Here is a 26482-nt window from a genome sequence, read left to right as displayed (position 1 = left end):
GGTCAGGCCGCGGCGTCGGCGGTGTCGAAGGTGATGGTGCGACAGACCTCGGCGAGGATCTCCACACACGAGTCCCACTCGGCGAGGTTCTCCGTGGCGATGGCGAAGTCGGCCATCGCCAGACGTCCCGGGATCGGCACGAACACGTGCAGTTGGCGCACGACGGTCGCCCCGCCGCCCTCGCCCAGCAGATTGACGGGCTTCTCCACCTTGCGTTCCTCGGTCAGCAGCACCGCCGGCCCTGCCTCCAGGCGCACCACACCGACCTCGGCGTTGCGGTAGACGGCGCCCATGGTGCGCGCCAGCCGGTGGACCGTCTGGTCGTTGGACAGCTCGCTGGGACGGGCGGTGACGGTCAGGATCGCCGAGGCCAGCTTCGCCTCGGGCTTCTCCTTCGTCGGCCCGTACAGCAGCGTTCCCGCGTAGACCGCACCGGCCGCCGACAGCAGTTCATACATCGACTGCTGCGCCAGGACCGCGTGGGCCATCTCCTCCCGCGAGGGCTTGGGATCGACCATGTTCAGACGTTCGATGAGCTTGTTGGTGTTCGTCTCGGCGGAGACGGAGAAATCGATGTCGTTGAAGGCTTCGGGCACTTCGAAGCCCATCGGCAGGTCGATCGAACTCTTGGCCATGGCAGGCGGCACTCCTCCAGATCAGGGCACAGACCGACCTCCGGGCAGTGGACGGCCGGCCCAAGCCCCATGATCAGCCGCCGAACATGCACAAACCGCCCCCACAGGCGCACTCCGGCATGCCCGCTGGCCTGAAAACTGCCCCGCCCGTGCCGCCGACTCGGGCTACGGCGGCTCCACAACACCCGCGCGGCCATCAGCTCGACCGGAACCCGCTTCACCCACATGGGGGACCGTGACACGGCCACTGACTGAACTCAGTGGTCTGAGGGTGAATGCGAACCGGCCGGTGTGCACTGGCGTGATCTGCCCGAGCGGTTCGGTCCATGGAAGACGGTCTACGAGCGGCATCGGCTGTGGTCGGCCGACGAGACGCCTCGGCAGAGCCGTCGCCACCGATACGACAAACGCGGATACGTCCACCTCGGCACACACCCTGCCACAAGCCCGGACATGGACGGACGGGCCGGTCACCGTTCGCTGTAGTAGTGGAGCCAGAGGGCGGCGATCTTGCGGCGGTCCGCCGGGGGTACCTCGTGCAGGGCGCGGGTGGGGCGGCCGTCCGCGAGGGTGCGCAGGGCCGCGAGGGTCTCGGCCTGTGCCAGGCAGGGGTACGGGTCGGTGCCCGCGCCGCGCGGGACGCCGACGGCCGCGCCCGCGTCGTGCAGGTAGAAGTAGTGGTCGTCCGCTTCGTAGCGGGTGACGTGCCGGGTCGCGGTGTACCTGCTGTAGTCGTCGGGCAGTCCGGAGAGGTCCGGTGCCTCCGCCGGGCCGGTCACCGTGGTGACGAAGGCCCCGTCCGGCAGCACGGGGAAGTCCTCGCCGCGCAGTGCGAGCGCGCCCGACGCGCAGACGACGAGCGCCGCCGTCGCCAGCGCGGCCTGCCGGTCCGCCACGACGCCGTAGCCCCGCGCCAGCGCCTGTGCGCGCCGCTCCGGATCGGTGTCGTACACCGTGACCCGCGCTCCCCTGGCGCTCAGCGCGGAGGCCACCGAGCCGCCGAGCCGCCCGAAGCCGAGCACCAGCGCGGGCCGGGCGCCCGGCGTCTCCCGCCACCCGCGCAGCAGCGCCTCCGCCGCGGAGACCACGGACTGCCCGAGCAGGAACTCCTCCGGCTGCCGCAGCGGGGACCGCGCGACGGAGACCACGGGGCAGGGCAGCTTCTCCCGCCCGGCGTACCGCCGGTGCCCGCTGTCGCTGTCCTCCACCACGCCGAGCACGGTTCCGCTGAACCGCTCGCACAGCACATCGAGGGACGGCGCGAAGCAGCCGCCCGCGTCCAGCAGCACCACCGGTTCACCGGCCGCCCGGGTCTCCAGATACGTCAGCACCGTCCCCGGATCGGCGAACCGCTCCCGGGACAGCTCGTCCACCGCGAACAGCCGCTCCACCTCGCGCTTCGCCGCACCGTCCCCGCGCGCGGCCCCCGGCTCCGGCTCCGGGAGCACGCCGCGCAGGCGCGAGACCGTGCCCACCACCCGTACGAACGGGAGCCGTTCGGGCGCAAGCCGCGTCACCAGCAGCGAGGAAGGCACCAGCGAGGGGGCGAACTCCCATGCGGTGCGGGCGAAGTACGCCTCCAGCCGCGCACGTTCTCCAGTCTTCATCGGACACCTTCCCTTGATCTCGCGCTTCACAGGAACTCGCCCCGGCTCCGGGCGTTCGCGCGGGCGGTCCGCGCACGCAGGCGCTCCGCGTCGCTCGCCGGCCGTACGCGGCCGGGTTCCGCCTCCCACTCGGCCCCGCCGCACACCGGCCGCAGCGACCAACGGGAGCCGGTGACACCGCGGAACTCCCCCACGACGTCACCACCTTCGGTGTCCACCACCAGCGCGCCGACGGCCGGAAGGGTGCGGGACTCCTGTCGGCCGGCAGGACTGTGTTCGCCAGGCATGGCCGTTCCTCTCCGTAGCCATTTCGCTACCAAGCGGATTCAGCGTGGCGTAGAGTCGGTGCTCACTCAACGTGTCGGTGCTGGCAGGAGAGTTGGTGTCGCGTTGGTCAATCGCAAGGAGCTTCGACCCGAGAGCAGCCCCCAGGCAGGCTACGGAGCACAGCTGCGCAGTTGCCGCGAGAACAGAGGGTGGAAGCAGGAGGATCTGGGCGCGGAGATGGGCTACTCCAGCACCCATGTCTCAGCTGTTGAAACTGGTCGGAAAATGGCAACCTTGCGCTTCTCGCGCAGTGCCGACCGGGCGCTGGGCACGGGCGACCTGTTCGAACGCAAGTACCGCGAGATCAAGCACGGGGTGCTGCTGGAGGGCTTCCCGGAGTATGTCGGACACGAGGGCCGCGCGGTCGAGATCCGGCTGTACGAGATCGGGATCATTCCCGGCCTGCTCCAGACACCGGAGTACGCACGGGTGCTGGCGGACAGTGCGGTGGGGCGAGGAGCCATCACCGTCGACTACGCCGCCGAGCGCGTCGCGTTCCTCGCCGAGCGCCAGCGGGCGCTGGAGCGGCGCCACTCCCCCATGATCTTCGTGGTGATGGACGAGAGTTGCATCCGCCGACCCGTCGGTGGCGCTACGGTCATGCGGGCCCAACTCGACCGTCTGCTTGAGTTCGCAGAACGCCCCAACACGGTGTTGCAGGTGGCGCCGTTCGAGATGGGCGAACGCCGCCCCTTCGACCTGCCCGTCAACCTGCTGACGATGACGGACCGGTCCGTAATGGGGTACGCGGAATCGCAGACGCAAGGTCACCTTGATCGCGAAACCACCTCCGTACTCCCTCTGTTGACGGCCTACCATCAGCTACAGGCGGAAGCACTCCACCAGGCGGCCTCCGTGGATCTGATCAAAGAGCTCCGAAAGGGCATCCCGTGACGACGACCGACACCCCCCGCTGGTTCACGTCCTCCTACAGCAACAACGGCGGCAACTGCGTCGAGGTCGCCGTCAACCTCACCGCCACCCACGGCATGGTCCCCGTCCGCGACTCCAAGAACACCACCGGCCCGGTCCTCAACCTGCCCAACGGTGCGTTCTCGACGTTCGTCGCGGGCATCAAGTCCGGCCGGTTCGGGGCCTTCTGAGCGTCCGGCGCGGATCCCGGGAGGCGGCTGCCGTGAGGGGCTACTTCCCGGGACGGCCGAGTTGGTGGACCGTCCGGGTGCGGGTGGATGACCGCTCTCGCGGGTGAGGAGCGAACGGATCAGTCTCGGCCCTCCTGCAACTTGAGCATCTCGAAGAAGCCCCCGGCCTGGTCGATCAGCTCGTCGTACGTCCCCGTCTCGGAGATCCGGCCCTGGTCAAGGACGATGATCCGGTCGGCGAGACGGGTGCTGGCCAGCCGGTGTGTGATGAACACGGTCGTCCGGCCGTCGGCGAGGGCCTTCAGGCGGGTGTAGATGCGGTGCTCGGCACGGGCGTCGAGGGCGGCAGTCGGCTCGTCCATCACCAGCACAGGAGCATCGCGGTGGAAGGCCCGCGCGACCGCGACGCGCTGCCACTGACCGCCGGACAGGTCGTGCCCGCCCCACCAGGAACGGGCCAGCGAGGTGTCCAGCCCGTGGGGCAGTGCGGCGATGACGCTGTCGGCGCCGGCCGCTTCGGCGGCGGCGTGCACGGCCGTATCGCCTTCGGGGCGGGGCCGGCCGAGAGTGATGTTCTCCCGCGCGGCCAGCGGCCAGCGGGTGTGGTCCTGCGGGACGAGCGCCACCTTGGACAGCACCCCGGCCGGATCGGCATCCGCCAGGTCCACCCCGTCCCACCGCACCGCGCCCCTGGTCGGGAGGAACAGCCCGGTCAGCACCCGGGCGAGGGTGCTCTTGCCGGCGCCGTTCTCGCCGACCAGGGCGATGACCTCGCCTCGCTTGAGGTCCAGGTCGATGCCGTCGAGCGCGGGCCGGTCGGCGCCGGGGTAGGTGAAGGAGACGCCCGTAGCGGCGATCACCCGCGGCCCGTCCTCGGCGACAGCGGCGGTGCCGCGACGGGTCGCCCACGGCTCGGCGACGGCCAGGAAACGAGCCCAGTCGTCCAGGGACAGCGAGACGCGGAACAGCCGGGCTCCTGCCCGGACCGTCGTCGCGAGCGCGGCGCCGGAGGTCCGTACGGCGAGGGCGGCGGTGGTCGCGACGGCGAGCTCCGTGCGGCCGGTGGCCACGAGGAGCACGAGCACGCCCCAGGCAGCGGCCGTGCCCACCGCGGTGAGCGCGTCACCGATGCCCTGCACGAGCAGGGCCTGCCTCGTCGCCTTGAGCTGCTCGGCCTCCAGGCGGCCGGAGACGATGCGGTACTGCCGGATCAGGAAGCCGGCCATGGTGCCCGCGCGGACCTCGTCGGCGGTGTTCCGCTCGGTGGTGTAGGAGCGGAAGACGTTCCGCAGCCGGGAGTCGGCCAGGTTGCGGTGGTGGGCGGCGTGCTCGATCCGCGCCCCGCGTACGGCACCCCACGCGCACGGGAGCACGGAGAGGGCCAGCAGGGGGAGCATCACCGGGTGCAGGACGGTGACGACGGTCGCCGCTGCGGCCATCCGGGCCGCGGCGGACGTGAGGAGCTGGGCGTCGAGGATGAGGTCGCCGGTCTTTTCCGCGCCGTCGGAGGCGGCGGCGTGGGCGTCCTCGAAGTCCGGGTCCTCGTAAGCGACCAGTTCGGCAGCGGTGGCGGCGGTGATGACCTGAAGGTCTGCCTCGCGTACGGCCTTCGGCGCGAGCCGGGCCGCGGCGGCTCGGGCGCCGACGTCCAGCAGATAGCGGCCGGACGCGGCGAGAGCGAGTACCACCACGGCGGTCAGGTTCTCGCGCAGGCCGGCGGCGATGTCTCCGCCGCTGAACACGGCGGCCAGCACGCGGGTGGTGGCCGCGAGTGCGGTCGCGGTGAGGGCGGCGGCACCGATCTGGCAGCCGAGCAGGGTCAGGACGGCGCAGCGGTCGGTGCGCCAGCCGAGCCGGGCCGCCTCGGTGAGAGTGCGGGGCAGACGGCGCGTGATGGCCCACGTGGACAGGCCGACACTCGCCTCGAAGTGCCGGTCGGAGGCCAGGCGCATGACCGGCGGCCGGCCCGCGGCGGCGACGGGCGGCGAGGGTACGGAAGAACTCACGATCCCCATCAGGGAGCTGAACGAGGTGGCTGGGCAACGGGATTGTTCCGGCGGACCGGCGTCGCCGCTGGTCGACCGGTTCCTACCGTCAGCCACCCCGTGCGGTTTTCATACGATCGGGTGAAGCCGTGATCCGAGACGGGGAGACTCGGGCCGGCCCCGGACCACGGCAGCCCGAGGCCGCTCTACGGCACGGTGAGGACCGGCATCCAGGGTCGGTCGACGGCGTCGCCGATGTCCCGGCCGGCCGCGCCCTCGGGCACCTCCGCCCAAGCGTGCGCGGCGTGGGGCAGGAAGCGGGCACCGTGTACCCAGCGGGCCTGGCGGCCGGTCAACGCGGTCGCGATGACGGTGGCGAGACTGATCTCGGCGCAGGCGATCCGGCCCGGCCACCACGGGGGAATCACCGCCTGCACCGCGGCGTAGAGGGCTTCGAGCCGGGCCAGGCGCGCGTACGGCAGGCCGCGCAGCCGTCGCACGGCGGCAAGCTTCCAGCGCAGCGGCAACGGGCTCACGGCCAGGGAAAGGATCAGCGCGGCAGCGGCCACCGGCCGGTCGCGCCATGGAACGGTGGGCCGGGCGGTGGGGACCATGACCGTCATCGCCGCCACCGCCTTCGGCGTGCTCGCCGGGGCCGGTCGGTGTCGACGAGCACATCGGCGGCCACCAGTTCGTCGACGAACGCGGCAATCTGATCGCTGACCTGCTGTGGGTCCTGGCCGGTGGGGACGGCGATCTCGTCGGCGAGCCCGGCGGTGCCACCACGGACGGTGATCGCGTGCCAGATCCGGGAGGCGTCCTGATCGAGCATCAGCCACATCTCCCGCTTCACGTCGACCACCGCCGTGCCGTACGGCCCCGTGCTGTGATGGACATGGCGGGCGGGGATCAGCACGCCGCCGCCTCCCTCCCGATCGTCCGGCCACTGAGCCACCAGCACGTCACGATCAACTGGTGCAGGTCGGCAATCACCGTGGCGCTCTGCCCCCGGGCAGCCTGGCCCAGCGACGTACGGACGGCCGCGGGGTCGATCAGCCCACCAGATGCAAGCGGACTGGAAGCGATCAGCTCATCGAGCCGATCCCGGTGCCCGGCCAGTCCGGCGATGCGCTGGGCGGTGAACGACCCCTTCGACCGGCGGGAGGTCAGCCAGTCCGGGAGACCGGGCAGCGCGGCCCGCAGCAGCGGCTTGTAGGCCACCAGCCCGCGCCGGGCCAGGGCCGGCACGGCGAAGGCCGCGCGGACGACCTGGTTGTCCAGGTAGGGATACACCGGCCGGATGCCGAGGGTGTGACCGTACGGGGCCCAGCCGCGGGCCGAGGCGCCCGCCGACCGCAGGGCGGTCCACTGGTCGAACTCGTCTGCGGCTCCCGGCTGCTGGTCGCGGGCGGCCTGCCGCAGCAGGGCTGCGACCTGGTGGCGGCCGTAGCCGGTCAGCCAGGACGCCCCGGCCCCCAGGCGGCACCACGACCAGCCCGCCACAGCGGCCTCCGGTGTGACGGGTCCGTACTCCAACGCGTCGGCGGCGCGTTCAAGGGCGCCGCTCCGGCCCAGTGCAGCAGCCTGTCCGAGGGCTTTCCAGTACGGGCCCGGTGCGGTGTTGCGCAGCCGGGCGAACGCCACGACCTGCCGATGTGCCTCGCGGCGCCGACCGTCCTGGAGAAGTCGCACCCAGCAGGAGCTGGAGGCGTCCAGCACGATGTCGCCGCCGTGTCCGGTCAGGTGCAGCGGCAGCCCGCGCACCGGGTGCAGATACGAGGCGTCCATGGCGTACATCGCCGCCTCCAGCACCGGCTCGGCCCCCGTCGGCTGCCCGGCCGGGAAGGAGAACGGCAACTGTTCCTCGGCGCCCCTGTCGACCGTGTGCGTGATCCCGGTGTGCTCGGCCACGCGGGAGGCGAACGCCATGTCCTCGCCGCTGGTGTGGCCGTCCGTGTACGTCACCGCGTGCACGGTCCCGGCGTCGGCGGCCAGCACGACGGCCGCCGACGAGTCGAGCCCGCCTGACAGGTCCGCCCCGACCACCCCACCGGCGGTACGGACCCGGTACTGGACAGCCTCGGTGAGCGCCCGGCCGAACCGGTCGGCACCCTCGCGCAGCTCGTCCACCGGCTCGACGCCGGAGACGTCGACGAGCTGCGGCGGCGCTCCCGGCGCGAGCCGCAGCCCGAACCCTCCGGGCACCATATGGATGCCCTCGTACGGGCTGCGGTGCGGCCAGTGCTCACCCGCCGTCAGCCGCGCCGCCAGCCAGAGCAGATCCGGCACCAGCGGACGTCCCAGGAGGCGGGCCTCGCTCGCCCACGCCACCCCGTCGCCGCCGCGCAGCGTGTAGTACACGGCCCGGACACCGGCCAGGTCGCCGCACACGAACCGCTGCCGCCCGTCACTGGCGACCACCCAGTACGAGCCGGGCCACCGGGACAGTCCGTCCCACCGGCGCACCCGTACGGCCACGAGTGCGGCGCGAAGTTCCTGCTCGCCGACCGGGCAATCGCCCACGACCGCCAGGGCCAGTGGCCCTTCTGCGACCGCCTGTACCCGTGTGCCCGGAGCCCGGCGCACGTCGCCGAGCCCGTCGATCGCCGATCCGTCCACGGCGGCAATGCCGCCGGTCACCCACTCCCGTTCCACCCGTTCGCCTCTCTTTCGATCAGCCCTGAGACGCGCCCGGGGGCCGGCCGTCGCACGGTCGGCCCCCGGAGTGCTCGGTCAGGTCCTGCGGGCCTGTGTCAGCCCTCGAAGTAGTTCGACTTGTCCGAGTCGTTGAACATCTGGCGGCCCAGGGTGAGGGCCGCCACCGGGTGGGTGCTGATCTGCGGCGCGAAGCCGCCGGTGCTCGGTGCCGCGGCGGGCTGGTCCGCGACGGCGGCCTCGGTGGTGACGGTGGTCTGCTCGGCCATGACCGGTCTCCCTTGTCATCGGTGGATGCGAGGTGGTGCTGCCTCCATGTCACCGCGACCGAAGATCTGTTCCCAGAGACGGAGATGGGGACTTGCTGGGAGCGGATCTGGGAGAAGACTGGGACGGCCCTGGGACGTCAGGCCCCAAGGAGGTCGAGCACGGCCTGCCGGTAGACGCCGTACACCGTGGGGAGTTCGGCGAGATGGGCGCGTTCGTCGATGCCGTGCAGCCCCTCGTACGGCACCCCGAATCCGGCGGTGGCCCGGATCCCCTCCCCGGCGAGCAGATTGCCGATGTTCGACGGCCCCGCGGTCTTCGCCCGCACCGCAAGTCCCGCCCCGACGGCGGCGTTCAGCAGGGCGGCAGCAGGCTGCTCGTCCTCGGCGAGGCGGAAGGGGGGCCACGCGGCGACCGGGGCGACCTCGGTCGGCTTCGGGGCGGGCAGCTCCGCATCCAGCTCGGCGACAGCCTTGCGGACAAGCGTCTCGGCGGCGTGGGCGTCGAAGGCCGGGGTGGTGCGGATGTCCACGTTGAGGTCGCACCGGTCGGGGGTGACCGAGAAGCCCTGGCCGCCGTGGAAGGACGTGACCGACAGTTTCGGCGGCAGGGGGAAAGCAGAGGCGTCGTCGACGCCGGACAGGTCGGCGGCGTCCAGAAGGCGTACGAGGTGAGCGGCCCGCGAGATGGCGCCGACCACGGTCCGACTCGATCCGGAATGCCCGGAAGGGGCATACACGGCGAGGGAGGCCCGCCAAAGACCCCTGCCGCCGACCACGACCTCATCCAGCCCCGGGTAGCCGATCATCACCCCGGACGGGCGGGCCGCGGCCTCGTCTGCGAGGTAGGCGCGGGCGCCCCCGAAACCGCCGGTGTGCTCATCGACGTCCAGGAGCACGGCGAGCCCGCCATGCAGGTCAGCGGCGCGGGGCAGCAGATCGGCGGCGATGTGGCAGAACATCGCCGCGGCGAGCTTGGAGTCGGACGAGCCACGGCCGAGCAGCCATCCGTCCACGACGTCACCGGAAGCCGGTGGGAAGGACCAAGCGGTCTCGTCGCCGTACGGGGCGGTGTCCACACACGCGTCCAGCGTCCACCACGCGCCCGGCCGCCCCCCGGGGATCTCGACCAGCAGCCCGACCAGCTCACCCGCCGCGTCATGCAGACGGCGGTGCGGAAGGGTACGGGCGGTCAGCCAGTCCTCCAGCACGCCCAGGACCGGCCCGTAGTCGTCGATCCCGGCCCGGCTCGGGCGCCGGACCAGTTCCTGGGCCAGCCCGATCACGGACGCCGCGCGGGCCTCGGCCGCCTGCTGAAGGTTCTCGCTCACGGTTCTCCCCACCACGTCAGTCGTGCCGTACCGGCAGCGCACGAACGGCCTCGATCGTCTCCACCGGCCGTGCCGACGCGCACGCCTCCCGCCCATGGTGGACCAGACCCACCGCGGCCTCACGACCGAGCAGGACGCCGCAGTCGAAGCCCTCGGCACCGTGGAAGGACGGCAGCGGCACCACCGCCGCGGTCTCGGAGGCGACGAAGAAGCGTTCCAGCGCCTCCGTGGGCTCCACCATCCCGATGTGCAGCGTCTTGACGCCGTTGCGGCGCGCGGACGGATCGCGCAGTTCCAGCAGCCGCAGCAGGTGGTCGGCCAGCACGCGGTGCCGCGGCGGCCCGTACAGCACACGGTAGTGGACCAGGTCCGGGTGCTGGGCCACGGCGGTCTCGATCGCCGTCAGGTACGCCGTTTCCCGGCTTCGCGAGCCGGTGACGACCAGGCGCTCGCGCGCCCCGGCGGCAACGTCCACCATCGCCTCGACCAGGTCGGTCCAGCGGGTGAGCACCTTGACCACCACCGCGGTACCGGAGGACTCCAGCACGCTCGTGGCCGCCCCGTCCTGATGGGTGAACAGCACCTCCGGACGCTCGCGGTAGAGCCGGCACAGACCGGCCCGGTTGCGCTTGCCGGTCCGGCGCCGACCGGACTCCCACGCACTCATCAGGCTCGCGTCCGACGCCCCTCCGGTGATCGCGTTCAGGGCGTCGGCCGCCTCCTCCAGCGTCATGTTCCGCGCCACCCTCGCCCGCTTGAGTGCCGAGTCCGTACTGCCGACCGCGGCCACGGACACCGCCCCCTCCCCATCGACCGTGTGTACCGGGATTCTTCCCCGCCCACCGGCGGTCCGGCAGGCCCTCACCGGAGCTCTTCGCGGAAGGGGTGAACCGGCGGATCAGGCGTTCGGGCAGGGCGAGGAACGGCCCTGGACCTGGCGCAGCGGATCGGCGCCGACCGCTGCGTGGCCCTGGTGCGCGGTCTGGGGCCGGAGTTCCGCCCGTACACGGCGGTCGACGGAGTGCGGGACTTCCTGGAGCGTCTGCGCTCGTGCGGGGCACGCCGAGAGGGGTAGGGCGGCTGCCCGCCGCACGGACAGGCAGCCGCTTCTTCCGACGCGCGATGTCGTCAGAAGCTCTGGAAGTTCTTCTGGTAGATCGCGTTGTCCAGTCCACGCAGGAACATCCAGACGGCTACGGCGCCGATGGCCATCAGGGTCGGTACCGAACGGCTGCGCCAGCTCTGGGGATCCTGGCTCCACTGGCCCGCACCGGCGGTCGCCGCGTTCCACACCCAGCGATTGATGGTGTATCCGCCGCCCGGACTCTCGTCCCTGCTGAGAGCCGCCACATCGATGGTGTTACCGACTGCCGCAGCCGTCGGCCTGCCATTTGTCGCGGGGCTGTTGGGGACCTGGGAGAACTGTCCCCAGGAATCGAGCTGGCCGTCATGCCATGCCCAGGCGACACGCTGGTTGCTGTTGCGGACGAACATGACCAGCGTACCCGCGAAGTTGATGATCGCCGGGGCGTTCTGCGTCATGATCGGCGCCTGCTGCGAGGAAAACCAGTCGATCGGCGAGAACGAGCCCCTCAGCGCCCCCATCCTGCTCCTCGGCACCCCGTCCAGACCCGTCCAGGCCAGTGCCACCTGGCCGTTGATCTCCGCCGCCACCGGCGTTGTCTGGGTCTGGCTTCCCGGGACGGTGTACCACTCGGTCCAGAAGTCACCGATGTTCTGGGAGTAGGCGATGGTGTTCTGCGCGGTGCGGTGGAAGACCACGAACTGGCCGCCGATCGCGACCACGGTCGGTGCGCTGTCGGTGTAGGTGTCGCTCATCACCCCCCCGGGACCGGGCTCGGTCCCGGCCGTGTAGATCACGTAATAGATGTGGTGGTCGTTGCCGCTTCCCCGCCACACCATGCACGTGGAGCCCGTCCTGGTGCTGACCGCTTCGGAGGGCGAGTCCGCCGTGGTCTCGCCCGGGTCCCAGTTGGACCAGCCGGTCTCGACGGCCGCCGCGGTTCCCCCGGTGACCAGGCCCAGACCGAGCGCCGCGACGAGAGCGACCAGCCCCAGTTGCCATCTCTTCCAGAAGTGCACGAAATTCCTGCTTCCCTGACCTCACTGGCCCCAGCCGTTAACACGTGGGCGGCTGCGGCACGTTGACTGCCCCACAGTCAGGTAACGAGGTCAGGTCTGGACCGGTTCACGAGAGCGTGCGGCTACGCCTGCCGCTCCAGCGCGATCGCGTGCAGCTTCTCCAGGCGCTGCCGGGACTCCTCGTCGGCGGGGACGTAGGTGACCATGCGGGGGCCGGTGTCGGGGCTGAGCCAGAGGTCGGTGTGGTCGACGGTGAGGCGGCCGACGTAGGCGTTGCGGAACTCCTTGCGCTTGCCGACCGGGGCGACCACCTCGTGGCGGTCCCAGATCTCGCGGAAGTCGGGCGAGGACTCGCGCAGCCGCTTGAGCAGCGCCTTCCAGGCCGGGTCGGCGAGGTGGCCGGCCATCGCCGCGCGGAAGCGGGCGGCCATGAGCCGGGTCGCGGACTCCAGGTGGACGATCGAGGAGCGCCACTGCTCGTGGGTGTACGACAGGATCATGCAGTTGCGGTCCTCGGGCGGCACCGACTCCAGGTCGCACAGGAGCAGGCCGTAGGTGCGGTTGTGGGCGAGGATGTCGTACCTGCTGTTCTGGAGGCAGGCCGGGAAGGGCTCGATCTGCTCCAGCAGGGCGCGCAGGGCCGGGGTGACCGAGGGGCATGTGGTCGTCGGGGCCGGGTCGGCGGTACCGGCGAGCTGGAAGAGGTGGGCCCGCTCGGTGGGGTCGAGCAGCAGGGTGCGGGCGAGCGCGTCCAGGACCTGCACGGAGACCTGGATGTCACGGGCCTGTTCGAGCCAGGTGTACCAGGTGACCCCGACCGCCGAGAGGTGCGCGACCTCCTCGCGGCGCAGGCCCGGTGTACGGCGGCGGGCGCCGCGCACCAGGCCGACCTGCTCGGGGGTGATGTGCTCGCGGCGGTGGCGCAGGAAGGCGGCGAGTTCGTGGCGCCGCACCGCCGAGGCGGTGACCTCCCGGGACCGGGCGGCGACCGCCGTGTGCGAGGCCATCGTGCTCATGCTCATGCCTCCAGCCTGCCGCTCCGCCGAACCTGTTGCCAGGTACTCCTGCTACCAGGATAAGGACACTCTGGTACCTGGGTCGGCGGCGGCGCAGGCTCGATGACGTGACCACCCGAACCGTCTCCTCGTCGTCCTCCGCGTCCTCGCCGTCCTCGGCGGCCTCGCCGTCCTCGCCCGACGTCCGCACCCCCGCCGCCACCGCCACCGCGCTCCCGGCGCTCAGCGGCCTCGGACTGTTCACGGTGCTGCTGGGCGCGGCGCTCCCCCTCATCGACTTCTTCATCGTCAACGTGGCCCTGCCCACCATGGGCCGGGACCTGCACGCGGGCGAGGCCGTCCTCGAACTCGTCGTCGCGGGCTACGGCGTGGCCTACGCCGTGCTGCTGGTCCTCGGCGGGCGGCTGGGCGACCTGTTCGGCCGGCGGCGGCTCTTCCTCGGCGGCATGGCGGCCTTCGGCCTGACCTCGCTGGCCTGCGGTCTGGCACCGGACGCCTGGTCCCTGGTCGGGGCGCGGGTGGCGCAGGGCGCGGCGGCCGCCGCGATGCTGCCGCAGGTGCTCGCGACCATCCAGGCGGCCACCGCGGGGCCGCGCCGGGCCCGCGCGATGGGCCTGTACGGCGCGACGGCGGGCCTGTCCATGGTGGCCGGGCAGATCCTCGGCGGCGTCCTGGTCGCCGCGGACCTGTGGGGCACGGGCTGGCGCTCGGTGTTCCTGGTGAACGTGCCGGTCGCCGCCGTCGGGCTGGTGCTGGCGGCCAGGGCCGTACCGGAGACGCGCTCGCAGCGCCCGGAGCCGGTCGACGGCCCCGGCACGGTCCTGCTCGCCGCCTCCCTGCTGACGCTGCTCGTCCCGCTCACCGAGGGCCGGGCCGCCCACTGGCCGCTGTGGACCTGGCTGTCGCTGGCCGCCTTCCCGGCGGTGGCGGCCTGGTTCTACGCGGTGGAGCGGCGCGCGGACCGCGCGGGCCGTACGCCGCTGGTGCCGCCGAGCCTGTTCCGGCTCGTCTCGCTGCGCCGCGGGCTCGCGCTGATCGTGCCGTTCTCCATCGGGTTCAGCGGCTTCATGTTCGTCATCGCGGTGGCCTTGCAGCAGGGCGCGCGGCTCGGTCCGGTCCCGGCCGGACTGGCGCTCGCGCCGATGGCCGTCGTCTTCTTCCTGGTCTCGCTGGCCGGGCCCCGGCTGGTCGCCCGGTTCGGGACCCGGGTGGTGACGGCGGGCGCGGTGGTGCAGTTCGTGGGCGTGGGCCTGCTGGCGCTGGCCGTCCACGGGTCCTGGCCGCACGTGGGCTTCGTGGAGCTGCTGCCGGGCGCGGCGGTCGCCGGTGCGGGGCAGGCGCTGCAACTGCCCGTGATCTTCCGGATCATCCTGTCCGAGGTGCCGACGGCGCGCGCCGGGGTGGGCAGCGGTGTGATGGTCACCGCCCAGCAGTCGGCGCTGGCGCTGGGCGTGGCCACCCTGGGCACGCTGTTCCTGTCCCTGGTGCCCGGTCTGGGCATGGGCGGCGCCCTGGTGACCACCCTGCTGGTGCAGCTCTGCGGGATCGTGCTGACGGGACTGCTCAGCCTGCGGCTGCCGCGCACCGTCGGCTGACGGGCGCGCATGATCGCCCCGGCGGGCCGAAGGTAAGAAAAAGGTGAACCGGGACGCCCGCGCCGACCTGCGGGTTTGTCCCAAACCTAGGAATTTCGGCACGTGTTCCGAGCGTTCTCGACTCGCCGCGCGGGCGAACCCCGGCAACTCTGGAGGAGCGCGGACGGCCCCCGGGGTCCCGCGCCGCAGGGGGGAATCCGTCGACCAACGGGAGACCACCATGCCTGTCACCACCAGCCGCCGCTGGGCCCGCGCGCTCGCCGCCGGTGCCCTGTCCGCAGCCCTGGTGTCGGCCGGATCGGCCGCCGCCCTCGCCTCGGACAACGCGCCGGTGGCGAAGCCGAGCCCGTCGCACAGCACCATGACGAAGACCAAGGGCTCGATCACGGCAAAGGCCAACCACACCACGGTCAAGACCGGCGAGACCGTCAAGCTCGCCGGTCACGCCAAGGACGTCAAGCCCGGCACCAAGCTGGTCCTCCAGCACCTGCACAACGGCAAGTGGACCACGCTGCACGCGAGCACCACCGTCAAGAAGGGCGGCGTCTTCTCGCTGACCTCGAACAAGCTCGGCACCAAGGGCACCGAGCACCTTCGGGTGGCGACCACGGACGGCAAGACACACTCCTCGGCGGTGGCCGTCAAGGTGCACTGACGCCCGCCTGACGCCTGCCTGACGGCCGTCAGGGCCGCAGGCCGCGTACCAGCAGGTCCAGGACCGCGTCGAACTCGTCCTGGATCCCCGGCCGCTTCCACTCCCCCGCGTAACACGGGTCGTGGAAGCGGCCGGTGGCGTGGAAGAGGGCGCGGGCCGTCACCGCCGGACCGGGGGCGGCGAAGTCCCCGGCGGCCGCGCCCGCCGCGACGATCGCGGTCAACTGCTCGGTCAGCTCGGCGATGTGCTGTTCGACCGCAGCGCCGTTCTCCGCGGCGAGGACCGAGTACGTCGCGAACATCTCCGGGTCGTCGCCCGCCTTGCGCAGCTTGGCCTCGAACAGCGCCCGCAGCCAGGCCCGCAGCCGCTCCTCCGGGGTGCGCCCGGGGTCGGCGGCGAGGCCGGACAGGGCGTCGTGGGTCCGGTCGAGCCACCGCTTGGTGACCGCCTCGCGCAGCGCGGCCTTGGTGCGGAAGTGCCGGTAGACGCTGCCGTGGCTGACGCCGAGCGCGCGGGCCACGTCCACCACGGTCGCCTTGGCCGGGCCGTGGCGGCGCAGCACTTCCTCGGTCGCCTCGATGATGCGCTCGGCGGTCAGGGTCTCAGCAGCGGGTGACATGCCTAGACCGTACCCAAGCGGCTGTCCGGCACGGCGGTCAGTGCTCGCTGTCCAGGTCGGCCATCAGCGCCTGCGGGTAGCGGGTGCCGGCCGCCGCGTCCGCCGGTACGGCCTCCTCGATCGCCGCCAGGTCGGCCGCGTCCAGGGTGACGTCCAGCGCGCCCAGGGCCTCGGCCAGCCGCTCGCGGGTGCGGGCGCCGACGAGCGGCACGATGTCCTCGCCCCGGGAGAGCACCCAGGCGATGGCGGTCTGCGCGACCGTGGCGCCCTTGCCCTCGGCCACCGCGCGCAGCGCCTCGACGAGGTCCAGGTTGCGCCGCAGGTTCTCGCCCTGGAAGCGGGGCGAGAAGGAGCGGAAGTCGCCGGGGGCGAAGCGGTGGCCGGGGGTGAGGCGCCCGGAGATCAGCCCGCGCGACAGGACGCCGTACGCGGTGATCGCGATGCCCAGTTCCCGGGTGACGGGCAGGATGCGGTCCTCTACGCCGCGCGAGATCAGCGAGTACTCGATCTGGAGGTCGGAGATCGGGGCGGTGGCGGCGGCCCGGCGGATGGTGTCGGCGCCGACCTCGCTGAGGCCGATGTGGCGTACGTACCCCTTCTCGACCAGCTCGGCGATGGCGCCGACGGTCTCCTCGACGGGGACGTCCGGGTCGAGGCGGGCCAGGCGGTAGACGTCGAGGTGGTCGACGCCGAGGCGCTGGAGGGAGTAGGCGGCGAAGTTCTTCACCGCGGCGGGGCGGCCGTCGTAGCCGCTCCAGTTGCCGTCGGGGTCGCGCAGGGCGCCGAACTTGACGCTGGTGAGGGCCTTCTCGCGGAGCGCGGCGGGGGCGGTGCGCAGGGCCTCGCCGATCAGCATCTCGTTGTGGCCCATGGCGTAGAAGTCGCCGGTGTCGAGCAGGGTCACGCCGGCCTCCAGGGCGGCGTGCACGGTGGCGATCGACTCGGCCCGGTCCGCCTCGCCGTACAGCGCGGACATGCCCATGCAGCCGAGACCGAGGGGGAAGACCTGGGGGCCGGTGGTTCCGAGGGAGCGGGTGTGCGTCGTCATGGCTCCACACTCCCACATGGAATGACAGATTTCAATATCTGTCATTCCATACTTGTCAGCTTCTATGAAGCACCGGGCGGCACGGACGCCGACCGGCACAGAAAAGCCGTACGGCCGCCGGAGGTGATCCGGCGGCCGTACGGCGTTCGTTCAAGCGGGGTGGTGCGGGCTCAGCAGCCGATCAGGCGGGCGGCCAGGTAGCCCTCGATCTGGTCGAGGGAGACGCGCTCCTGCTTCATCGAGTCGCGCTCGCGGACGGTGACCGCGTTGTCGTCCAGGGTGTCGAAGTCGACGGTCACGCAGAACGGCGTGCCGATCTCGTCCTGGCGGCGATAGCGGCGGCCGATGGCGCCCGCGTCGTCGAACTCGATGTTCCAGTGCTGACGCAGCGCCTGGGCCAGGCCCTTGGCCTTCGGGGACAGCTCCGGGTTGCGCGACAGCGGCAGCACCGCGGCCTTCACCGGGGCCAGGCGGTGGTCGAGGCGCAGCACGGTGCGCTTCTCCATCTTGCCCTTGGCGTTGGGCGCCTCGTCCTCGACATAGGCGTCGAGCAGGAACGCCAGCATCGCGCGGCCGACACCGGCGGCGGGCTCGATGACGTACGGCGTCCAGCGCTCCTGGGCCTCCTGGTCGTAGTACGCGAGGTCCTGGCCGGAGGCCTTGGCGTGGGCGCCGAGGTCGTAGTCGGTGCGGTTGGCGACGCCCTCCAGCTCACCCCACTCGCTGCCGCCGAACTGGAAGCGGTACTCGATGTCGGCGGTGCGCTTGGAGTAGTGGGAGAGCTTCTCCTTCGGGTGCTCGTACCACCGCATGTTCTCCTCGCGCAGGCCCAGGCCGGTGTACCAGTTCCAGCGCTGCTCCATCCAGTACTCCTGCCACTTCTCGTCCTCGCCCGGCTTGACGAAGAACTCCATCTCCATCTGCTCGAACTCGCGGGTGCGGAAGATGAAGTTGCCGGGCGTGATCTCGTTGCGGAAGGACTTGCCCATCTGGGCGATGCCGAACGGCGGCTTGCGGCGCGAAGTGGTCTGCACCTGGGCGAAGTTGGTGAAGATGCCCTGGGCGGTCTCCGGGCGCAGGTAGGCGACGGAGCCGGTGTCCTGGGTGGGGCCGAGGTGCGTGGAGAGCAGACCCGAGAACTGCTTGGGCTCGGTGAACTGGCCCTTGTTGCCGCAGTTGGGGCAGTTGACGTCCGCGAGGCCGTTCTCCGGGAGGCGGTGGTGCTTGGCCTCGTAGGCCTCCTCCAGGTGGTCCGCGCGGAACCGCTTGTGACAGGCGGTGCACTCGGTCAGCGGGTCCGTGAAGGTGGCGACGTGGCCGGAGGCCACCCAGACCTCGGTGGCCAGGATGACGGACGAGTCGATGCCGACCACGTCCTCGCGCGACGTCACCATGTAGCGCCACCACTGGCGCTTGAGGTTCTCCTTCAGCTCGACACCGAGCGGACCGTAGTCCCAGGCGGCGCGCTGGCCGCCGTAGATCTCACTGCACGGGAATACGAAGCCACGGCGCTTGCTCAGGCTGACGATGGTGTCGATCTTGTCGGCGGCCACGGTGCTCTCTTCATTACGACGACGGGCGACGAAGCGAGACGCTTCAGAGCGAATGCCTCAGGGTACCGGCGGGGGCTCCCCCTCAATCAAATCGGTGCCCGGAAACGGCACGGTCCGGGCACCTCCGGACCTGTTCAGGGGGGCTTGTTGACAACGGTTTCCATTTTTGATGAAAATGAGTGTCATGAACGCTCGACGACACCTCCTCGCCCCGTCCCGCATACGCACGGCCGCCGCCCTCACCGCGGTCACCGCCGTCGGACTCGGCGCCCTCTCCGCCTGCTCGTCCGCGGACGCCTCCGGCACGACGGACAAGTACGACGTCGTCGCGTCGTTCTACCCGATGGCCTACCTCGCCGAGCGGATCGGCGGCGACCACGTCCACGTCACCAACCTCACCCAGCCCGGCCAGGAACCGCACGACCTGGAGATCAGCGCCCAGCAGACCGCGCGGCTCCAGGACTCCGACGCGGCCCTCTACCTCAAGGGCCTCCAGCCCTCCGTGGACAAGGCCATCGACCAGTCCGGGATCAGGACCAAGGTCGACGCGGCTTCCCTGACCACCCTGGAGGAGCACGGCAGCGAGGTCGGCGGGCACGCCGCCGCGCACGACACCCACGAGGGCGAGGACGAGGACGAGGGCGGCGGCAAGGACCCGCACGTCTGGCTCGACCCGGTGCGCTACGCCCAGATCGCCGAGGGCGTCGGCAGGGCCTTCGAGAAGGGCGACCCGGACCACGCGGCCGACTACCGCAAGAACACCGCCGCCCTGGTCAAGCAGCTCGACGAGCTGAACACCCGGTTCAAGGACGGCCTCGCGCACACCAAGTCCAAGGTCTTCATCACCACGCACGCCGCCTTCGGCTACCTCGCCGAGCGCTACGGCCTGACCGAGGAGGCCATCAGCGGCCTCGACCCGGAGTCCGAGCCCAGCGCCGCCCGGATCAAGGACCTGGAGAAGATGGCGAAGGCCGACGGCGTCACCACCGTCTTCTACGAGACCCTCGTCAGCGACAAGACCGCGAAGACCGTCGCGCAGGACGCCGGGCTCAAGACCGACGTCCTGGACCCGATCGAGGGCATCACCGACAAGTCCCGGGGCCGCGACTACCTCGCGGTGCAGGAGGCCAACCTCAAGGCCCTCCAGCAGGCCCTGGGCGCCAAATGACCCACTCCCAGCGGCCCGAGGAGCCTCCCATGGGTGAGCCCGTCATAGCCCTGCGCAAGGTCACCGCCGATCTCGGCGCCCGCACCGTGCTGCGCGGCATCGACCTCACCGTGCGCCGCGGCGAGGTCGTCGCGCTGCTCGGCGCCAACGGCTCCGGAAAGTCGACGGCGGTGCGCAGCGTCATCGGCCAGGTGCCGGTGACGAGCGGCGAGATCGAGCTGTTCGGCGTCCCGCGGCGCCGCTTCCGCGACTGGGCGCGCGTCGGCTACGTACCGCAGCGCACCACCGCGGCGGGCGGCGTCCCGGCCACCGTCACCGAGGTCGTCTCCTCCGGCCGGCTCTCCCGCACCCGCTTCGGGCTCTTCCGCCGGGGCGACCGGGAGGCCGTCGGCCGCGCCCTGGAGCTGGTCGGCATGGCGGACCGCGCCAAGGACTCGGTCGACGCGCTCTCCGGCGGCCAGCACCAGCGGGTGCTGATCGCCCGCGCGCTGGCCGCCGCGCCCGAACTGCTGATCATGGACGAGCCGATGGCGGGCGTCGACCTGGCCAGCCAGGAGGTGCTGGCCGCGACGCTGGAGGGGCAGGTCGCCACCGGGACGACGGTGCTGCTGGTGCTGCACGAGCTGGGCCCGCTGGAACCGCTGATCGACCGGGCGGTCGTGCTGCGCGACGGCTGCGTCCTGCACGACGGCCCGCCCCCGAAGGCCGTGGGCCAGCACGCCCTGCCGGGCCACGACCACGTCCACCCCCACGACGCCGTCGGCGCCGATCCGATCCGCACGGGACTGCTGAGCTGATGGACTTCCTCAACTACGCCTTCATGCAGCGGGCGCTGCTGGCCGCCGTCCTGGTCGGCATCACCGCGCCCGCCGTCGGCATCTACCTGGTCCAGCGCCGCCAGGCGCTGATGGGCGACGGCATCGGCCATGTGGCGATGACCGGCGTCGGCCTCGGCTTCCTGCTCTCCGCCTCCCCGGTGTGGATGGCCTCGGCGGTCTCCGTGCTCGGCGCCGTCCTGATGGAGCTGATCCGCTGGTACGGCCGCACCCGCGGCGACATCGCCCTCGCGATGCTCTTCTACGGCGGCATGGCGGGCGGTGTCATGTTCATCAGCCTCGCCCCCGGCGGCTCCACCGCGAACCTGACGTCGTACCTCTTCGGCTCGCTCTCCACCGTCTCCCAGTCCGACGTGGTGGCGATCTGCCTGCTGGCCGCCTTCGTCGTCCTGGTCACCCTGGGCCTGCGCCGCCAGTTGTTCGCGGTCAGCCAGGACGAGGAGTTCGCGCGGGTGACCGGACTGCCGGTGCGCGCCCTGAACCTGCTCACGGCCGTCACGGCGGCGGTGACGGTGACGGTCGCCATGCGCGTGGTCGGGCTGCTGCTGGTCTCCGCGCTCATGGTGGTGCCCGTCGCCGCCGCCCAGCAGCTCACCCGCAGTTTCGCGGCGACCTTCGCCGTGGCCGTGGCCATCGGCGTGAGCGTGACCATCGGCGGCACGGTCACCTCGTACTACCAGGACGTGCCGCCCGGCGCGACGATCGTGCTGCTGACCATCGCCGCGTTCGTGGTCCTCACCGTCCTGGCCACACCACTGGCCCGGCGCCGCGCCCGGACGCTCGCCGCCGCACGGCCCGCCGGCGACCCCGCGGAGTGCGCGATTCCGGCCAGCCGGGGCACCGCGGACGGGATCGGCGTCTGACCGCGGCCTGCCGGGGCTGGCACAATGGCCCCGGCAGGCGCAGACGTGAGGAGGCATCCGGTGACGACCGCAGGACCGCCCGTGAAGGGCCGGGCCACCCGGCAGCGCGCCGCCGTCGCGGCAGCCCTCGACGAGGTCGACGAGTTCCGCAGCGCGCAGGAACTGCACGACATGCTCAAGCACAAGGGCGACTCGGTGGGCCTCACCACCGTCTACCGCACCCTCCAGTCCCTCGCCGACGCCGGTGAGGTCGACGTGCTGCGCACCTCCGACGGCGAGTCCGTCTACCGCCGCTGCTCCAGCGGCGAGCACCACCACCACCTCGTCTGCCGCGTCTGCGGCAAGGCCGTCGAGGTCGAGGGCCCCGCCGTGGAGAAATGGGCCGAGGCCATCGCCACGGAACACGGCTACGTCAACGTCGCCCACACGGTCGAGATCTTCGGCACCTGCGCGGACTGCGCGGCCCTGGAGACCCACGCGGAACGGTGAGCTGCGGCCCAGGCGGTGAGCCTGGGCCGGTATCTGCCGGGGGCGGCATGCGGCCCCTGGGGCCGGTGCGGGGCCGGGGCCGGGGCCGGTGCCGAGCGTCAGGCCACGAGCCGAGAGCCGGGCGGCCAGCCGGGCTGGGGCGCGGCGAGAGGACCGGGCGTGAGCCAGGCCGGGCGGCGAGGCGCGGGCCTGGGACCGGCGATGGGCCGGGCCCAGGCAATGAGCCGGAGCCGGGCGATGAGCCGGGCCGGGCGGCGCTACCCGACGACCAGGCACGAGCCAGGCCGGGCGGCGCGGCGCGAGCTGGGGGCCGACGATGAGCCGGGCCCAAGCGATGAGCCAGAGCCAGGCCGCGAGCCGAGGGCCGGGAGGGGAGCCGGGCCCGGGGGTTTCGGGCCGCGGTGGACGTGGCCTCCGGCCGGGTGGGCGTGGGAGGCCCTGTGCCCTGGGTGGCTAGGCGGAGGGGTCCTCCTGGCGGCCCTCCATGGCGAGCAGTTGCTCGTTGGGGATGGCGCCGCCGAAGCGGCGGTCGCGGGAGGCGAACTCCAGGCAGGCCCGCCACAGGTCGCGGCGGTCGAAGTCGGGCCACAGGACGTCCTGGAAGACCATCTCCGCGTACGCGCTCTGCCAGAGCAGGTAGTTGGAGGTGCGCTGCTCGCCGCTCGGGCGCAGGAACAGGTCCACGTCCGGCATGTCCGGGTAGTACAGATACTTCTGGATGGTCTTCTCGCTGACCTTGGACGGGTCGAGGCGGCCCGCGGCCACGTCCTCGGCCATCGCCTTGGCCGCGTCCGCCAGCTCGGCCCGGCCGCCGTAGTTCATGCAGAAGTACAGCGTGATCAGGTCGTTGCCCTTGGTCTGCTCCTGGGCGACCTGCAACTCCTTGGCGACCGACTTCCACAGCCGGGGCATCCGGCCCACCCAGCGCACCCGGACGCCGAGCCCGTCGAGCTGGTCGCGGGACTTGCGGATGAAGTCCCGGTTGAAGTTCATCAGGAAGCGCACCTCGTCGGGCGAGCGCTTCCAGTTCTCGGTGGAGAAGGCGTACAGCGAGATGTTGCGCACACCGATCTCGATGCCGCCCTGGAGCACGTCGAGGACGCGCTCGGCGCCGACCTTGTGCCCCTCGGTGCGGGGCAGGCCGCGCTGCTTGGCCCAGCGGCCGTTGCCGTCCATGACGATCGCCACGTGCTCGGGCACCAGCTCGCCCGGGAGCTTCGGGGGGCGCGCGCCGGACGGATGCGGCTCGGGCGCCAGGTACTCGCGTCGCCGGCTGCCCAGGAACCCGCGTACGGCCATGTGCTCTCGTCTCCCTCTGCTGTGTTGCCGTGCTGCGTTGCCGTGCTGCTCTCTACTTTTCCACGTACCGCAGCGAGCGCAGTCCGCGCTCCAGATGCCAGTGCAGGTAGGCGGAGACCAGCCCGCTGCCCTCCCGCACGTGCCGCGGCTCGCAGGCGTCCGCCGTCGCCCAGTCCCCCGTGAGCAGCGCGCCCAGCAGCGCGAGCGTCTGCGGCGAGGGTACGACACTGCCGGCCACCCGGCAGTCGACGCAGACCGAGCCGCCGGAGGCCACCGAGAAGAACCGGTTGGGCCCCGGCATGCCGCACTTCGCGCAGTCGCCGAAGCTGGGCGCGTAGCCGTTGACGGCCAGCGAACGCAGCAGGAACGCGTCCAGCACCAGGTGCGGGGCGTGCTCGCCGCGGGCCAGCGTGCGCAGGGCGCCGACCAGCAGCAGATACTGCTGGACGGCCGGTTCGCCCTCGTGGTCCGTGAACCGCTCGGCCGTCTCCAGCATGGCCGTCCCGGCGGTGTACCGCGCGTAGTCGGTCACGATCCCGCCGCCGTACGGCGCGATGGTCTCGCTCTGTGTGCACAGCGGCAGCCCGCGCCCGATCAGCTCGCTGCCCCGGGCGAAGAACTGCACGTCCACGTGCGAGAAGGGCTCCAGCCGGGCGCCGAACTTGGACTTCGTGCGCCGTACGCCCCGCGCCACCGCCCGCACCCGGCCGTGACCGCGCGTGAGCAGCGTGATGATCCGGTCCGCCTCACCCAGCTTCTGGGTGCGCAGCACGATGCCGTCGTCGCGGAACAGACTCATGGGGTCCATTCTCGCCCACCGCGGACGCGCCCCGGGCCGCCCGGGTGGACCCCGGCGGCGGCGCGGGCCCTGACCTGGGCACGGTCAGCCCGGCACCGACACCAGCCCCGCCTCGAACGCCATGATCACGAGCTGGACGCGGTCGCGGGCGCCCAGCTTGGCCAGCAGGCGGCTGAGGTAGGTCTTGGCGGTGGCCACGCTGATGCACAGTTCGGCGGCGATCTCCGTGTTGGACAGCCCCGTGCCGACGAGGGTCAGCACCTCCCGCTCCCGCTCGGTGATGCCGGTCAGCTCGCGGCGGGCGGGCCCGGCGGACGGCCCGGCCCGGCGCGCGAAGTCCTCGATCAGGCGGCGGGTGACGCTCGGCGCGATCAGCCCGTCCCCGGCGGCGACCACCCGCACCGCGCCGATGATGTCGTCCAGTCCCATGTCCTTGACCAGGAAGCCGGAGGCGCCCGCGCGCAGCGCCCCGTACACGTACGCGTCGTCGTCGAAGGTCGTCAGGACGACGATGCGCGCCCCGGCCGGGCCCGCCGTGATCGCGCGGGTCGCCTCGATGCCGTCCGTCCCCGGCATCCGGAGGTCCATGACGACCACGTCCGGGTCGAGTTCCTCGGTGAGCGCCACCGCCTCGGCGCCGGTGGCGGCCTCGCCCACCACTTCCATGTCGGCCAGGTCCGCCATGACCATGCGCAGCGCGGCCCGGATCAGCTGCTGGTCGTCGGCGAGGACCACCCGGACCGTCATCGCGGGGCCGCCACGGGCAGGGGCAGCCGCGCCGCCACCCGGAAGCCGCCCTCCGGCCGGGGCGCCGCGCTGAACTCGCCGTGCAGCAGGGCGACGCGCTCGCGCATCCCGGCGAGACCGAACCCGGTGTCGGTCGCGGTGCCGTGACCGCGGCCGTCGTCGGTGACCTCCAGGGCGAGCGCGTCGTCCCCGTAGTCCACGATCACCCGGCAGACGGGCGCCCCGGAGTGCCGTACGACATTGGTGACGGACTCCTGGACGATGCGGAACGCCGACAGGTCGACGTCCGGCGGCAGCCGCCGCACCTCCACCCGGACCCCCGCCGCGGTGGTCGCGGCGGCCAGCCGGTCGAGGTCACCGAGCCCGACGGGACCGACGGGACCGAGGGAACCGGCGCGATCGGTGGGGCCAGCAGGGTCGGTGGGGCCGGTGGGATCAATGGAGCCCGTGTCGGTCTCGCGCAGGGCGACCAGCATCCGGCGCAGCCCGGCCAGGGTCTCGCGGCCGGTGGCCTCCACCGCCCGCATCGCCTCGCGGGCCGCGTCCGGCTGGGTGGCCGCCACCCGGGCCGCCGCGCCCGCCTGGAGGGCGATGATGCCGATGCTGTGCGCGACGGTGTCGTGCATCTCCCGCGCGATGCGCAGCCGTTCGGCCGTGACCGCCTGCGCGGCGGCCCGCTCGTTCATCCGCCGCGCGTGCTCGCGCGACTGGTGCGCCGAACTGCCGAGCAGCCAGGCGATCACCGTGACCAGGGCCACGGCCAGTTCCGCCGAGACACCCGCCGACCAGCCGCTCAGCACCCGGAAGGCGACGAAACCGACGAGTGTGCCGACCGCCAGGGCGAGACCGGCCGCGGCGGTGCGGCGCGGCCTGCCCGCGGCGACGAAGTACAGCGCCACCGCCACCGCGAGGTACTGCGCCATGGGCAGTTCGCCCACCCCGAGCGTGGTCGTCTCCCCGATGGCCGCCGCGATCAGCACGGCCAGCGCGACGAGCGGACGGCGCCCCAGCAGCAGGCCGCCGTACAGCACCAGGGCGGTGGACAGCACGGTGACCGTCAGGCCGTCCCAGCGGTACAGCTGGGCCGCCGGCCACTGTCCGGGCTCGGTCTCGCCGGGCAGCCGGACAGTGGTCAGCAGGGTGAACAGCGTGCTCGCGCACCACACGAGCGCCGTCCAGCCCGAGGGCGGCACACGGCGGAGCGGCGGCGGCGGCACGGTGGCGGACATGCCGTGATCGTAGGACCGGCCACGGCCGCCGGTCATCGGCCCGGGGACGTACGCCCCGGGCCGACATCCCGCGCCGGGCCCGCGCGGTTCACGGCGCCTCGCCCCGGCTGCGGGCGTTCGCGTACGCCGTCGCCGCGCTCAGGCGCTCCGCCAGGGTCGCCGTCCGGACCAGCTCCGGTGCGCAGTCCCACTCGCGGCCCCCGCCGAGGGGCCGCAACTGGACGTACGGCCCCTCGTGGCCCATGACCACGCCGACGCACCCGGTGCCGGTGTCGAGCGCGTAAGTCCCCACCGGCGGACACGGGCCGCTCACCGCAGTACCGCGACGAGCCGGGCTGCCGTCTCCACGGAGCAGCGGCCCAGTTCCACCAGCGGGCAGGGTGCCTCGCGGGCCAGCCCGCCCGGGTCGAGTCCCAGTGAGGGCAGGGTGATTCCGGCCTTTTCCAGCGCGGTACGCAATTCAACAAGTGTTTCCTCCGCTTCCTGGACACAGACCGCCGAGTGAGCCGAGTGCTGCTGTGCTGCCACGGTGTTCTTCCTCCCTTTCCCTTTCC

The 26482-nt window shown here is 72.2% G+C and carries 29 protein-coding genes and 1 pseudogene; 9 read left to right on the top strand and 21 right to left on the bottom strand.

Annotated elements, in window-relative coordinates; all coding sequences use genetic code 11:
- Nucleotides 1-2: 2 nt before the first annotated feature.
- Nucleotides 3-635 (bottom strand): hypothetical protein, encoded by a 633-nt coding sequence (locus ACWDYF_RS04285; protein ID WP_389467194.1) that lies wholly within the window; start codon nucleotides 633-635, stop codon nucleotides 3-5.
- A gap of 288 nt (nucleotides 636-923) precedes the next feature.
- On the opposite strand from ACWDYF_RS04285, the pseudogene ACWDYF_RS04280 reads away from it, so the two are divergent.
- Nucleotides 924-1010 (top strand): annotated as a pseudogene (locus ACWDYF_RS04280) (transposase); the annotation flags it as partial.
- A gap of 95 nt (nucleotides 1011-1105) precedes the next feature.
- Here ACWDYF_RS04280 and ACWDYF_RS04275 read toward each other — a convergent pair.
- Together ACWDYF_RS04275 and ACWDYF_RS04270 are read right to left on the bottom strand one after the other, a co-directional pair.
- The gene (locus tag ACWDYF_RS04275; RefSeq protein ID WP_389467197.1) at nucleotides 1106-2242 is read right to left on the bottom strand and encodes an NAD-binding protein; all 1137 of its coding nucleotides are present in this window, start codon (nucleotides 2240-2242) and stop codon (nucleotides 1106-1108) included.
- Nucleotides 2243-2268: 26 nt separating this feature from the next.
- Nucleotides 2269-2529, bottom strand: a complete 261-nt coding sequence (locus tag ACWDYF_RS04270; protein WP_381743311.1) for a hypothetical protein — start codon at nucleotides 2527-2529, stop codon at nucleotides 2269-2271.
- Nucleotides 2530-2632: 103 nt separating this feature from the next.
- Here ACWDYF_RS04270 and ACWDYF_RS04265 point away from each other — a divergent pair, with 103 nt between their 5' ends.
- Both ACWDYF_RS04265 and ACWDYF_RS04260 read left to right on the top strand, forming a co-directional pair.
- A complete protein-coding gene (locus tag ACWDYF_RS04265) occupies nucleotides 2633-3463 on the top strand; it encodes a helix-turn-helix domain-containing protein (RefSeq protein ID WP_382851957.1) in 831 nt (276 codons plus the stop codon).
- On the top strand, nucleotides 3460-3672 hold the full coding sequence (locus tag ACWDYF_RS04260; RefSeq protein WP_381743308.1) for a DUF397 domain-containing protein: 213 nt from the start codon (nucleotides 3460-3462) through the stop codon (nucleotides 3670-3672). The genes ACWDYF_RS04265 and ACWDYF_RS04260 overlap by 4 nt, the downstream gene beginning before the upstream one ends.
- Nucleotides 3673-3791: 119 nt before the next feature.
- Here the strand turns inward: ACWDYF_RS04260 and ACWDYF_RS04255 are convergent, their stop codons facing one another.
- The 9 genes from ACWDYF_RS04255 to ACWDYF_RS04215 all read right to left on the bottom strand — a co-directional run bounded on the left by ACWDYF_RS04255 (nucleotide 3792) and on the right by ACWDYF_RS04215 (nucleotide 13028).
- Nucleotides 3792-5678: an ATP-binding cassette domain-containing protein gene (locus tag ACWDYF_RS04255; protein WP_389467201.1), complete on the bottom strand. Its 1887-nt coding sequence runs from the start codon at nucleotides 5676-5678 to the stop codon at nucleotides 3792-3794.
- Nucleotides 5679-5863: 185 nt separating this feature from the next.
- Entirely contained in the window at nucleotides 5864-6280 is a 417-nt protein-coding gene (locus ACWDYF_RS04250) for a lasso peptide biosynthesis B2 protein (RefSeq protein ID WP_389467204.1), read from the bottom strand.
- The gene (locus ACWDYF_RS04245; protein WP_389467206.1) at nucleotides 6277-6573 is read right to left on the bottom strand and encodes a PqqD family protein; all 297 of its coding nucleotides are present in this window, start codon (nucleotides 6571-6573) and stop codon (nucleotides 6277-6279) included. Before ACWDYF_RS04245 ends, ACWDYF_RS04250 begins: the two co-directional genes overlap by 4 nt.
- Nucleotides 6567-8297 carry an asparagine synthase-related protein gene (locus ACWDYF_RS04240; protein WP_389467209.1) on the bottom strand — a complete coding sequence of 577 codons (1731 nt, stop codon included), beginning with the start codon at nucleotides 8295-8297 and terminating at the stop codon, nucleotides 6567-6569. Before ACWDYF_RS04240 ends, ACWDYF_RS04245 begins: the two co-directional genes overlap by 7 nt.
- Before the next feature lie 113 nt (nucleotides 8298-8410).
- A complete protein-coding gene (locus tag ACWDYF_RS04235; RefSeq protein ID WP_389467212.1) occupies nucleotides 8411-8581 on the bottom strand; it encodes a hypothetical protein in 171 nt (56 codons plus the stop codon).
- Nucleotides 8582-8718: 137 nt separating this feature from the next.
- Nucleotides 8719-9909, bottom strand: coding sequence for a M20 family metallopeptidase (locus tag ACWDYF_RS04230; RefSeq protein WP_389467215.1), 1191 nt, complete (start codon nucleotides 9907-9909; stop codon nucleotides 8719-8721).
- Between the two features lie 16 nt (nucleotides 9910-9925).
- Nucleotides 9926-10642 carry an XRE family transcriptional regulator gene (locus ACWDYF_RS04225; RefSeq protein WP_389467218.1) on the bottom strand — a complete coding sequence of 239 codons (717 nt, stop codon included), beginning with the start codon at nucleotides 10640-10642 and terminating at the stop codon, nucleotides 9926-9928.
- 395 nt (nucleotides 10643-11037) lie between these two features.
- Entirely contained in the window at nucleotides 11038-12012 is a 975-nt protein-coding gene (locus ACWDYF_RS04220) for a hypothetical protein (RefSeq protein ID WP_389467221.1), read from the bottom strand.
- A 122-nt stretch (nucleotides 12013-12134) separates the two neighbouring features.
- Nucleotides 12135-13028, bottom strand: coding sequence for a helix-turn-helix transcriptional regulator (locus tag ACWDYF_RS04215; RefSeq protein WP_381743929.1), 894 nt, complete (start codon nucleotides 13026-13028; stop codon nucleotides 12135-12137).
- Between the two features lie 107 nt (nucleotides 13029-13135).
- Between ACWDYF_RS04215 and ACWDYF_RS04210 the strand changes: the two genes are divergently transcribed.
- Both ACWDYF_RS04210 and ACWDYF_RS04205 read left to right on the top strand, forming a co-directional pair.
- A complete protein-coding gene (locus tag ACWDYF_RS04210) occupies nucleotides 13136-14623 on the top strand; it encodes an MFS transporter (RefSeq protein ID WP_389467226.1) in 1488 nt (495 codons plus the stop codon).
- A gap of 220 nt (nucleotides 14624-14843) precedes the next feature.
- On the top strand, nucleotides 14844-15278 hold the full coding sequence (locus tag ACWDYF_RS04205; RefSeq protein WP_018570716.1) for a hypothetical protein: 435 nt from the start codon (nucleotides 14844-14846) through the stop codon (nucleotides 15276-15278).
- A 28-nt stretch (nucleotides 15279-15306) separates the two neighbouring features.
- On the opposite strand, the gene ACWDYF_RS04200 is transcribed toward ACWDYF_RS04205, so the two are convergent.
- From ACWDYF_RS04200 to ACWDYF_RS04190, 3 genes are all read right to left on the bottom strand, one after another.
- Nucleotides 15307-15897 carry a TetR family transcriptional regulator gene (locus ACWDYF_RS04200; RefSeq protein WP_389467230.1) on the bottom strand — a complete coding sequence of 197 codons (591 nt, stop codon included), beginning with the start codon at nucleotides 15895-15897 and terminating at the stop codon, nucleotides 15307-15309.
- Nucleotides 15898-15934: 37 nt separating this feature from the next.
- On the bottom strand, nucleotides 15935-16945 hold the full coding sequence (locus ACWDYF_RS04195) for an aldo/keto reductase (RefSeq protein ID WP_389467233.1): 1011 nt from the start codon (nucleotides 16943-16945) through the stop codon (nucleotides 15935-15937).
- Between the two features lie 170 nt (nucleotides 16946-17115).
- Nucleotides 17116-18498 carry a glycine--tRNA ligase gene (locus ACWDYF_RS04190; RefSeq protein WP_018570719.1) on the bottom strand — a complete coding sequence of 461 codons (1383 nt, stop codon included), beginning with the start codon at nucleotides 18496-18498 and terminating at the stop codon, nucleotides 17116-17118.
- 184 nt (nucleotides 18499-18682) lie between these two features.
- Here ACWDYF_RS04190 and ACWDYF_RS04185 point away from each other — a divergent pair, with 184 nt between their 5' ends.
- From ACWDYF_RS04185 to ACWDYF_RS04170, 4 genes are read left to right on the top strand one after another with little or no spacing between them, the layout of a single operon-like run.
- A complete protein-coding gene (locus ACWDYF_RS04185) occupies nucleotides 18683-19666 on the top strand; it encodes a metal ABC transporter substrate-binding protein (protein ID WP_381743279.1) in 984 nt (327 codons plus the stop codon).
- Nucleotides 19667-19695: 29 nt separating this feature from the next.
- Nucleotides 19696-20463 carry a metal ABC transporter ATP-binding protein gene (locus tag ACWDYF_RS04180; protein WP_389467237.1) on the top strand — a complete coding sequence of 256 codons (768 nt, stop codon included), beginning with the start codon at nucleotides 19696-19698 and terminating at the stop codon, nucleotides 20461-20463.
- Nucleotides 20463-21365, top strand: coding sequence for a metal ABC transporter permease (locus ACWDYF_RS04175; protein WP_389467240.1), 903 nt, complete (start codon nucleotides 20463-20465; stop codon nucleotides 21363-21365). The genes ACWDYF_RS04180 and ACWDYF_RS04175 overlap by 1 nt, the downstream gene beginning before the upstream one ends.
- Nucleotides 21366-21425: 60 nt before the next feature.
- Entirely contained in the window at nucleotides 21426-21854 is a 429-nt protein-coding gene (locus tag ACWDYF_RS04170) for a Fur family transcriptional regulator (protein WP_381743273.1), read from the top strand.
- 453 nt (nucleotides 21855-22307) lie between these two features.
- Here the strand turns inward: ACWDYF_RS04170 and ACWDYF_RS04165 are convergent, their stop codons facing one another.
- The 6 genes from ACWDYF_RS04165 to ACWDYF_RS04140 form a co-directional block, all read right to left on the bottom strand.
- Nucleotides 22308-23153, bottom strand: a complete 846-nt coding sequence (locus ACWDYF_RS04165) for an isoprenyl transferase (RefSeq protein WP_389467243.1) — start codon at nucleotides 23151-23153, stop codon at nucleotides 22308-22310.
- A 52-nt stretch (nucleotides 23154-23205) separates the two neighbouring features.
- Complete coding sequence (recO, locus tag ACWDYF_RS04160) at nucleotides 23206-23952, bottom strand: DNA repair protein RecO (RefSeq protein WP_026253016.1); 747 nt, start codon at nucleotides 23950-23952, stop codon at nucleotides 23206-23208.
- Between the two features lie 84 nt (nucleotides 23953-24036).
- On the bottom strand, nucleotides 24037-24699 hold the full coding sequence (locus tag ACWDYF_RS04155) for a response regulator (RefSeq protein ID WP_381743267.1): 663 nt from the start codon (nucleotides 24697-24699) through the stop codon (nucleotides 24037-24039).
- Complete coding sequence (locus tag ACWDYF_RS04150; protein ID WP_389467248.1) at nucleotides 24696-25928, bottom strand: sensor histidine kinase; 1233 nt, start codon at nucleotides 25926-25928, stop codon at nucleotides 24696-24698. Before ACWDYF_RS04150 ends, ACWDYF_RS04155 begins: the two co-directional genes overlap by 4 nt.
- An 88-nt stretch (nucleotides 25929-26016) precedes the next feature.
- A complete protein-coding gene (locus tag ACWDYF_RS04145; RefSeq protein ID WP_381743952.1) occupies nucleotides 26017-26220 on the bottom strand; it encodes a hypothetical protein in 204 nt (67 codons plus the stop codon).
- Between the two features lie 17 nt (nucleotides 26221-26237).
- Entirely contained in the window at nucleotides 26238-26456 is a 219-nt protein-coding gene (locus ACWDYF_RS04140; protein WP_381743263.1) for a hypothetical protein, read from the bottom strand.
- Nucleotides 26457-26482 lie beyond the last annotated feature (26 nt).

The sequence above is a fragment of the Streptomyces sp. NPDC003284 genome (assembly GCF_053589675.1).
This window is presented reverse-complemented; position numbering and strand designations above follow the sequence as displayed.

Excerpts from the sequence above, each read along its gene's own strand:
- ACWDYF_RS04285 (WP_389467194.1), bottom strand. The coding sequence starts at position 635 with ATGGCCAAGAGTTCGATCGACCTGCCGATGGGCTTCGAAGTGCCCGAA.
- ACWDYF_RS04275 (WP_389467197.1), bottom strand. The coding sequence starts at position 2,242 with ATGAAGACTGGAGAACGTGCGCGGCTGGAGGCGTACTTCGCCCGCACC.
- ACWDYF_RS04270 (WP_381743311.1), bottom strand. The coding sequence starts at position 2,529 with ATGCCTGGCGAACACAGTCCTGCCGGCCGACAGGAGTCCCGCACCCTT.
- ACWDYF_RS04250 (WP_389467204.1), bottom strand. The coding sequence starts at position 6,280 with ATGACGGTCATGGTCCCCACCGCCCGGCCCACCGTTCCATGGCGCGAC.
- ACWDYF_RS04235 (WP_389467212.1), bottom strand. The coding sequence starts at position 8,581 with ATGGCCGAGCAGACCACCGTCACCACCGAGGCCGCCGTCGCGGACCAG.
- ACWDYF_RS04225 (WP_389467218.1), bottom strand. The coding sequence starts at position 10,642 with ATGACGCTGGAGGAGGCGGCCGACGCCCTGAACGCGATCACCGGAGGG.
- ACWDYF_RS04215 (WP_381743929.1), bottom strand. The coding sequence starts at position 13,028 with ATGAGCACGATGGCCTCGCACACGGCGGTCGCCGCCCGGTCCCGGGAG.
- ACWDYF_RS04205 (WP_018570716.1), top strand. The coding sequence starts at position 14,844 with ATGCCTGTCACCACCAGCCGCCGCTGGGCCCGCGCGCTCGCCGCCGGT.
- ACWDYF_RS04200 (WP_389467230.1), bottom strand. The coding sequence starts at position 15,897 with ATGTCACCCGCTGCTGAGACCCTGACCGCCGAGCGCATCATCGAGGCG.
- ACWDYF_RS04195 (WP_389467233.1), bottom strand. The coding sequence starts at position 16,945 with ATGACGACGCACACCCGCTCCCTCGGAACCACCGGCCCCCAGGTCTTC.
- ACWDYF_RS04185 (WP_381743279.1), top strand. The coding sequence starts at position 18,683 with ATGAACGCTCGACGACACCTCCTCGCCCCGTCCCGCATACGCACGGCC.
- ACWDYF_RS04180 (WP_389467237.1), top strand. The coding sequence starts at position 19,696 with ATGGGTGAGCCCGTCATAGCCCTGCGCAAGGTCACCGCCGATCTCGGC.
- ACWDYF_RS04175 (WP_389467240.1), top strand. The coding sequence starts at position 20,463 with ATGGACTTCCTCAACTACGCCTTCATGCAGCGGGCGCTGCTGGCCGCC.
- ACWDYF_RS04165 (WP_389467243.1), bottom strand. The coding sequence starts at position 23,153 with ATGGCCGTACGCGGGTTCCTGGGCAGCCGGCGACGCGAGTACCTGGCG.
- recO (WP_026253016.1), bottom strand. The coding sequence starts at position 23,952 with ATGAGTCTGTTCCGCGACGACGGCATCGTGCTGCGCACCCAGAAGCTG.
- ACWDYF_RS04155 (WP_381743267.1), bottom strand. The coding sequence starts at position 24,699 with ATGACGGTCCGGGTGGTCCTCGCCGACGACCAGCAGCTGATCCGGGCC.
- ACWDYF_RS04150 (WP_389467248.1), bottom strand. The coding sequence starts at position 25,928 with ATGTCCGCCACCGTGCCGCCGCCGCCGCTCCGCCGTGTGCCGCCCTCG.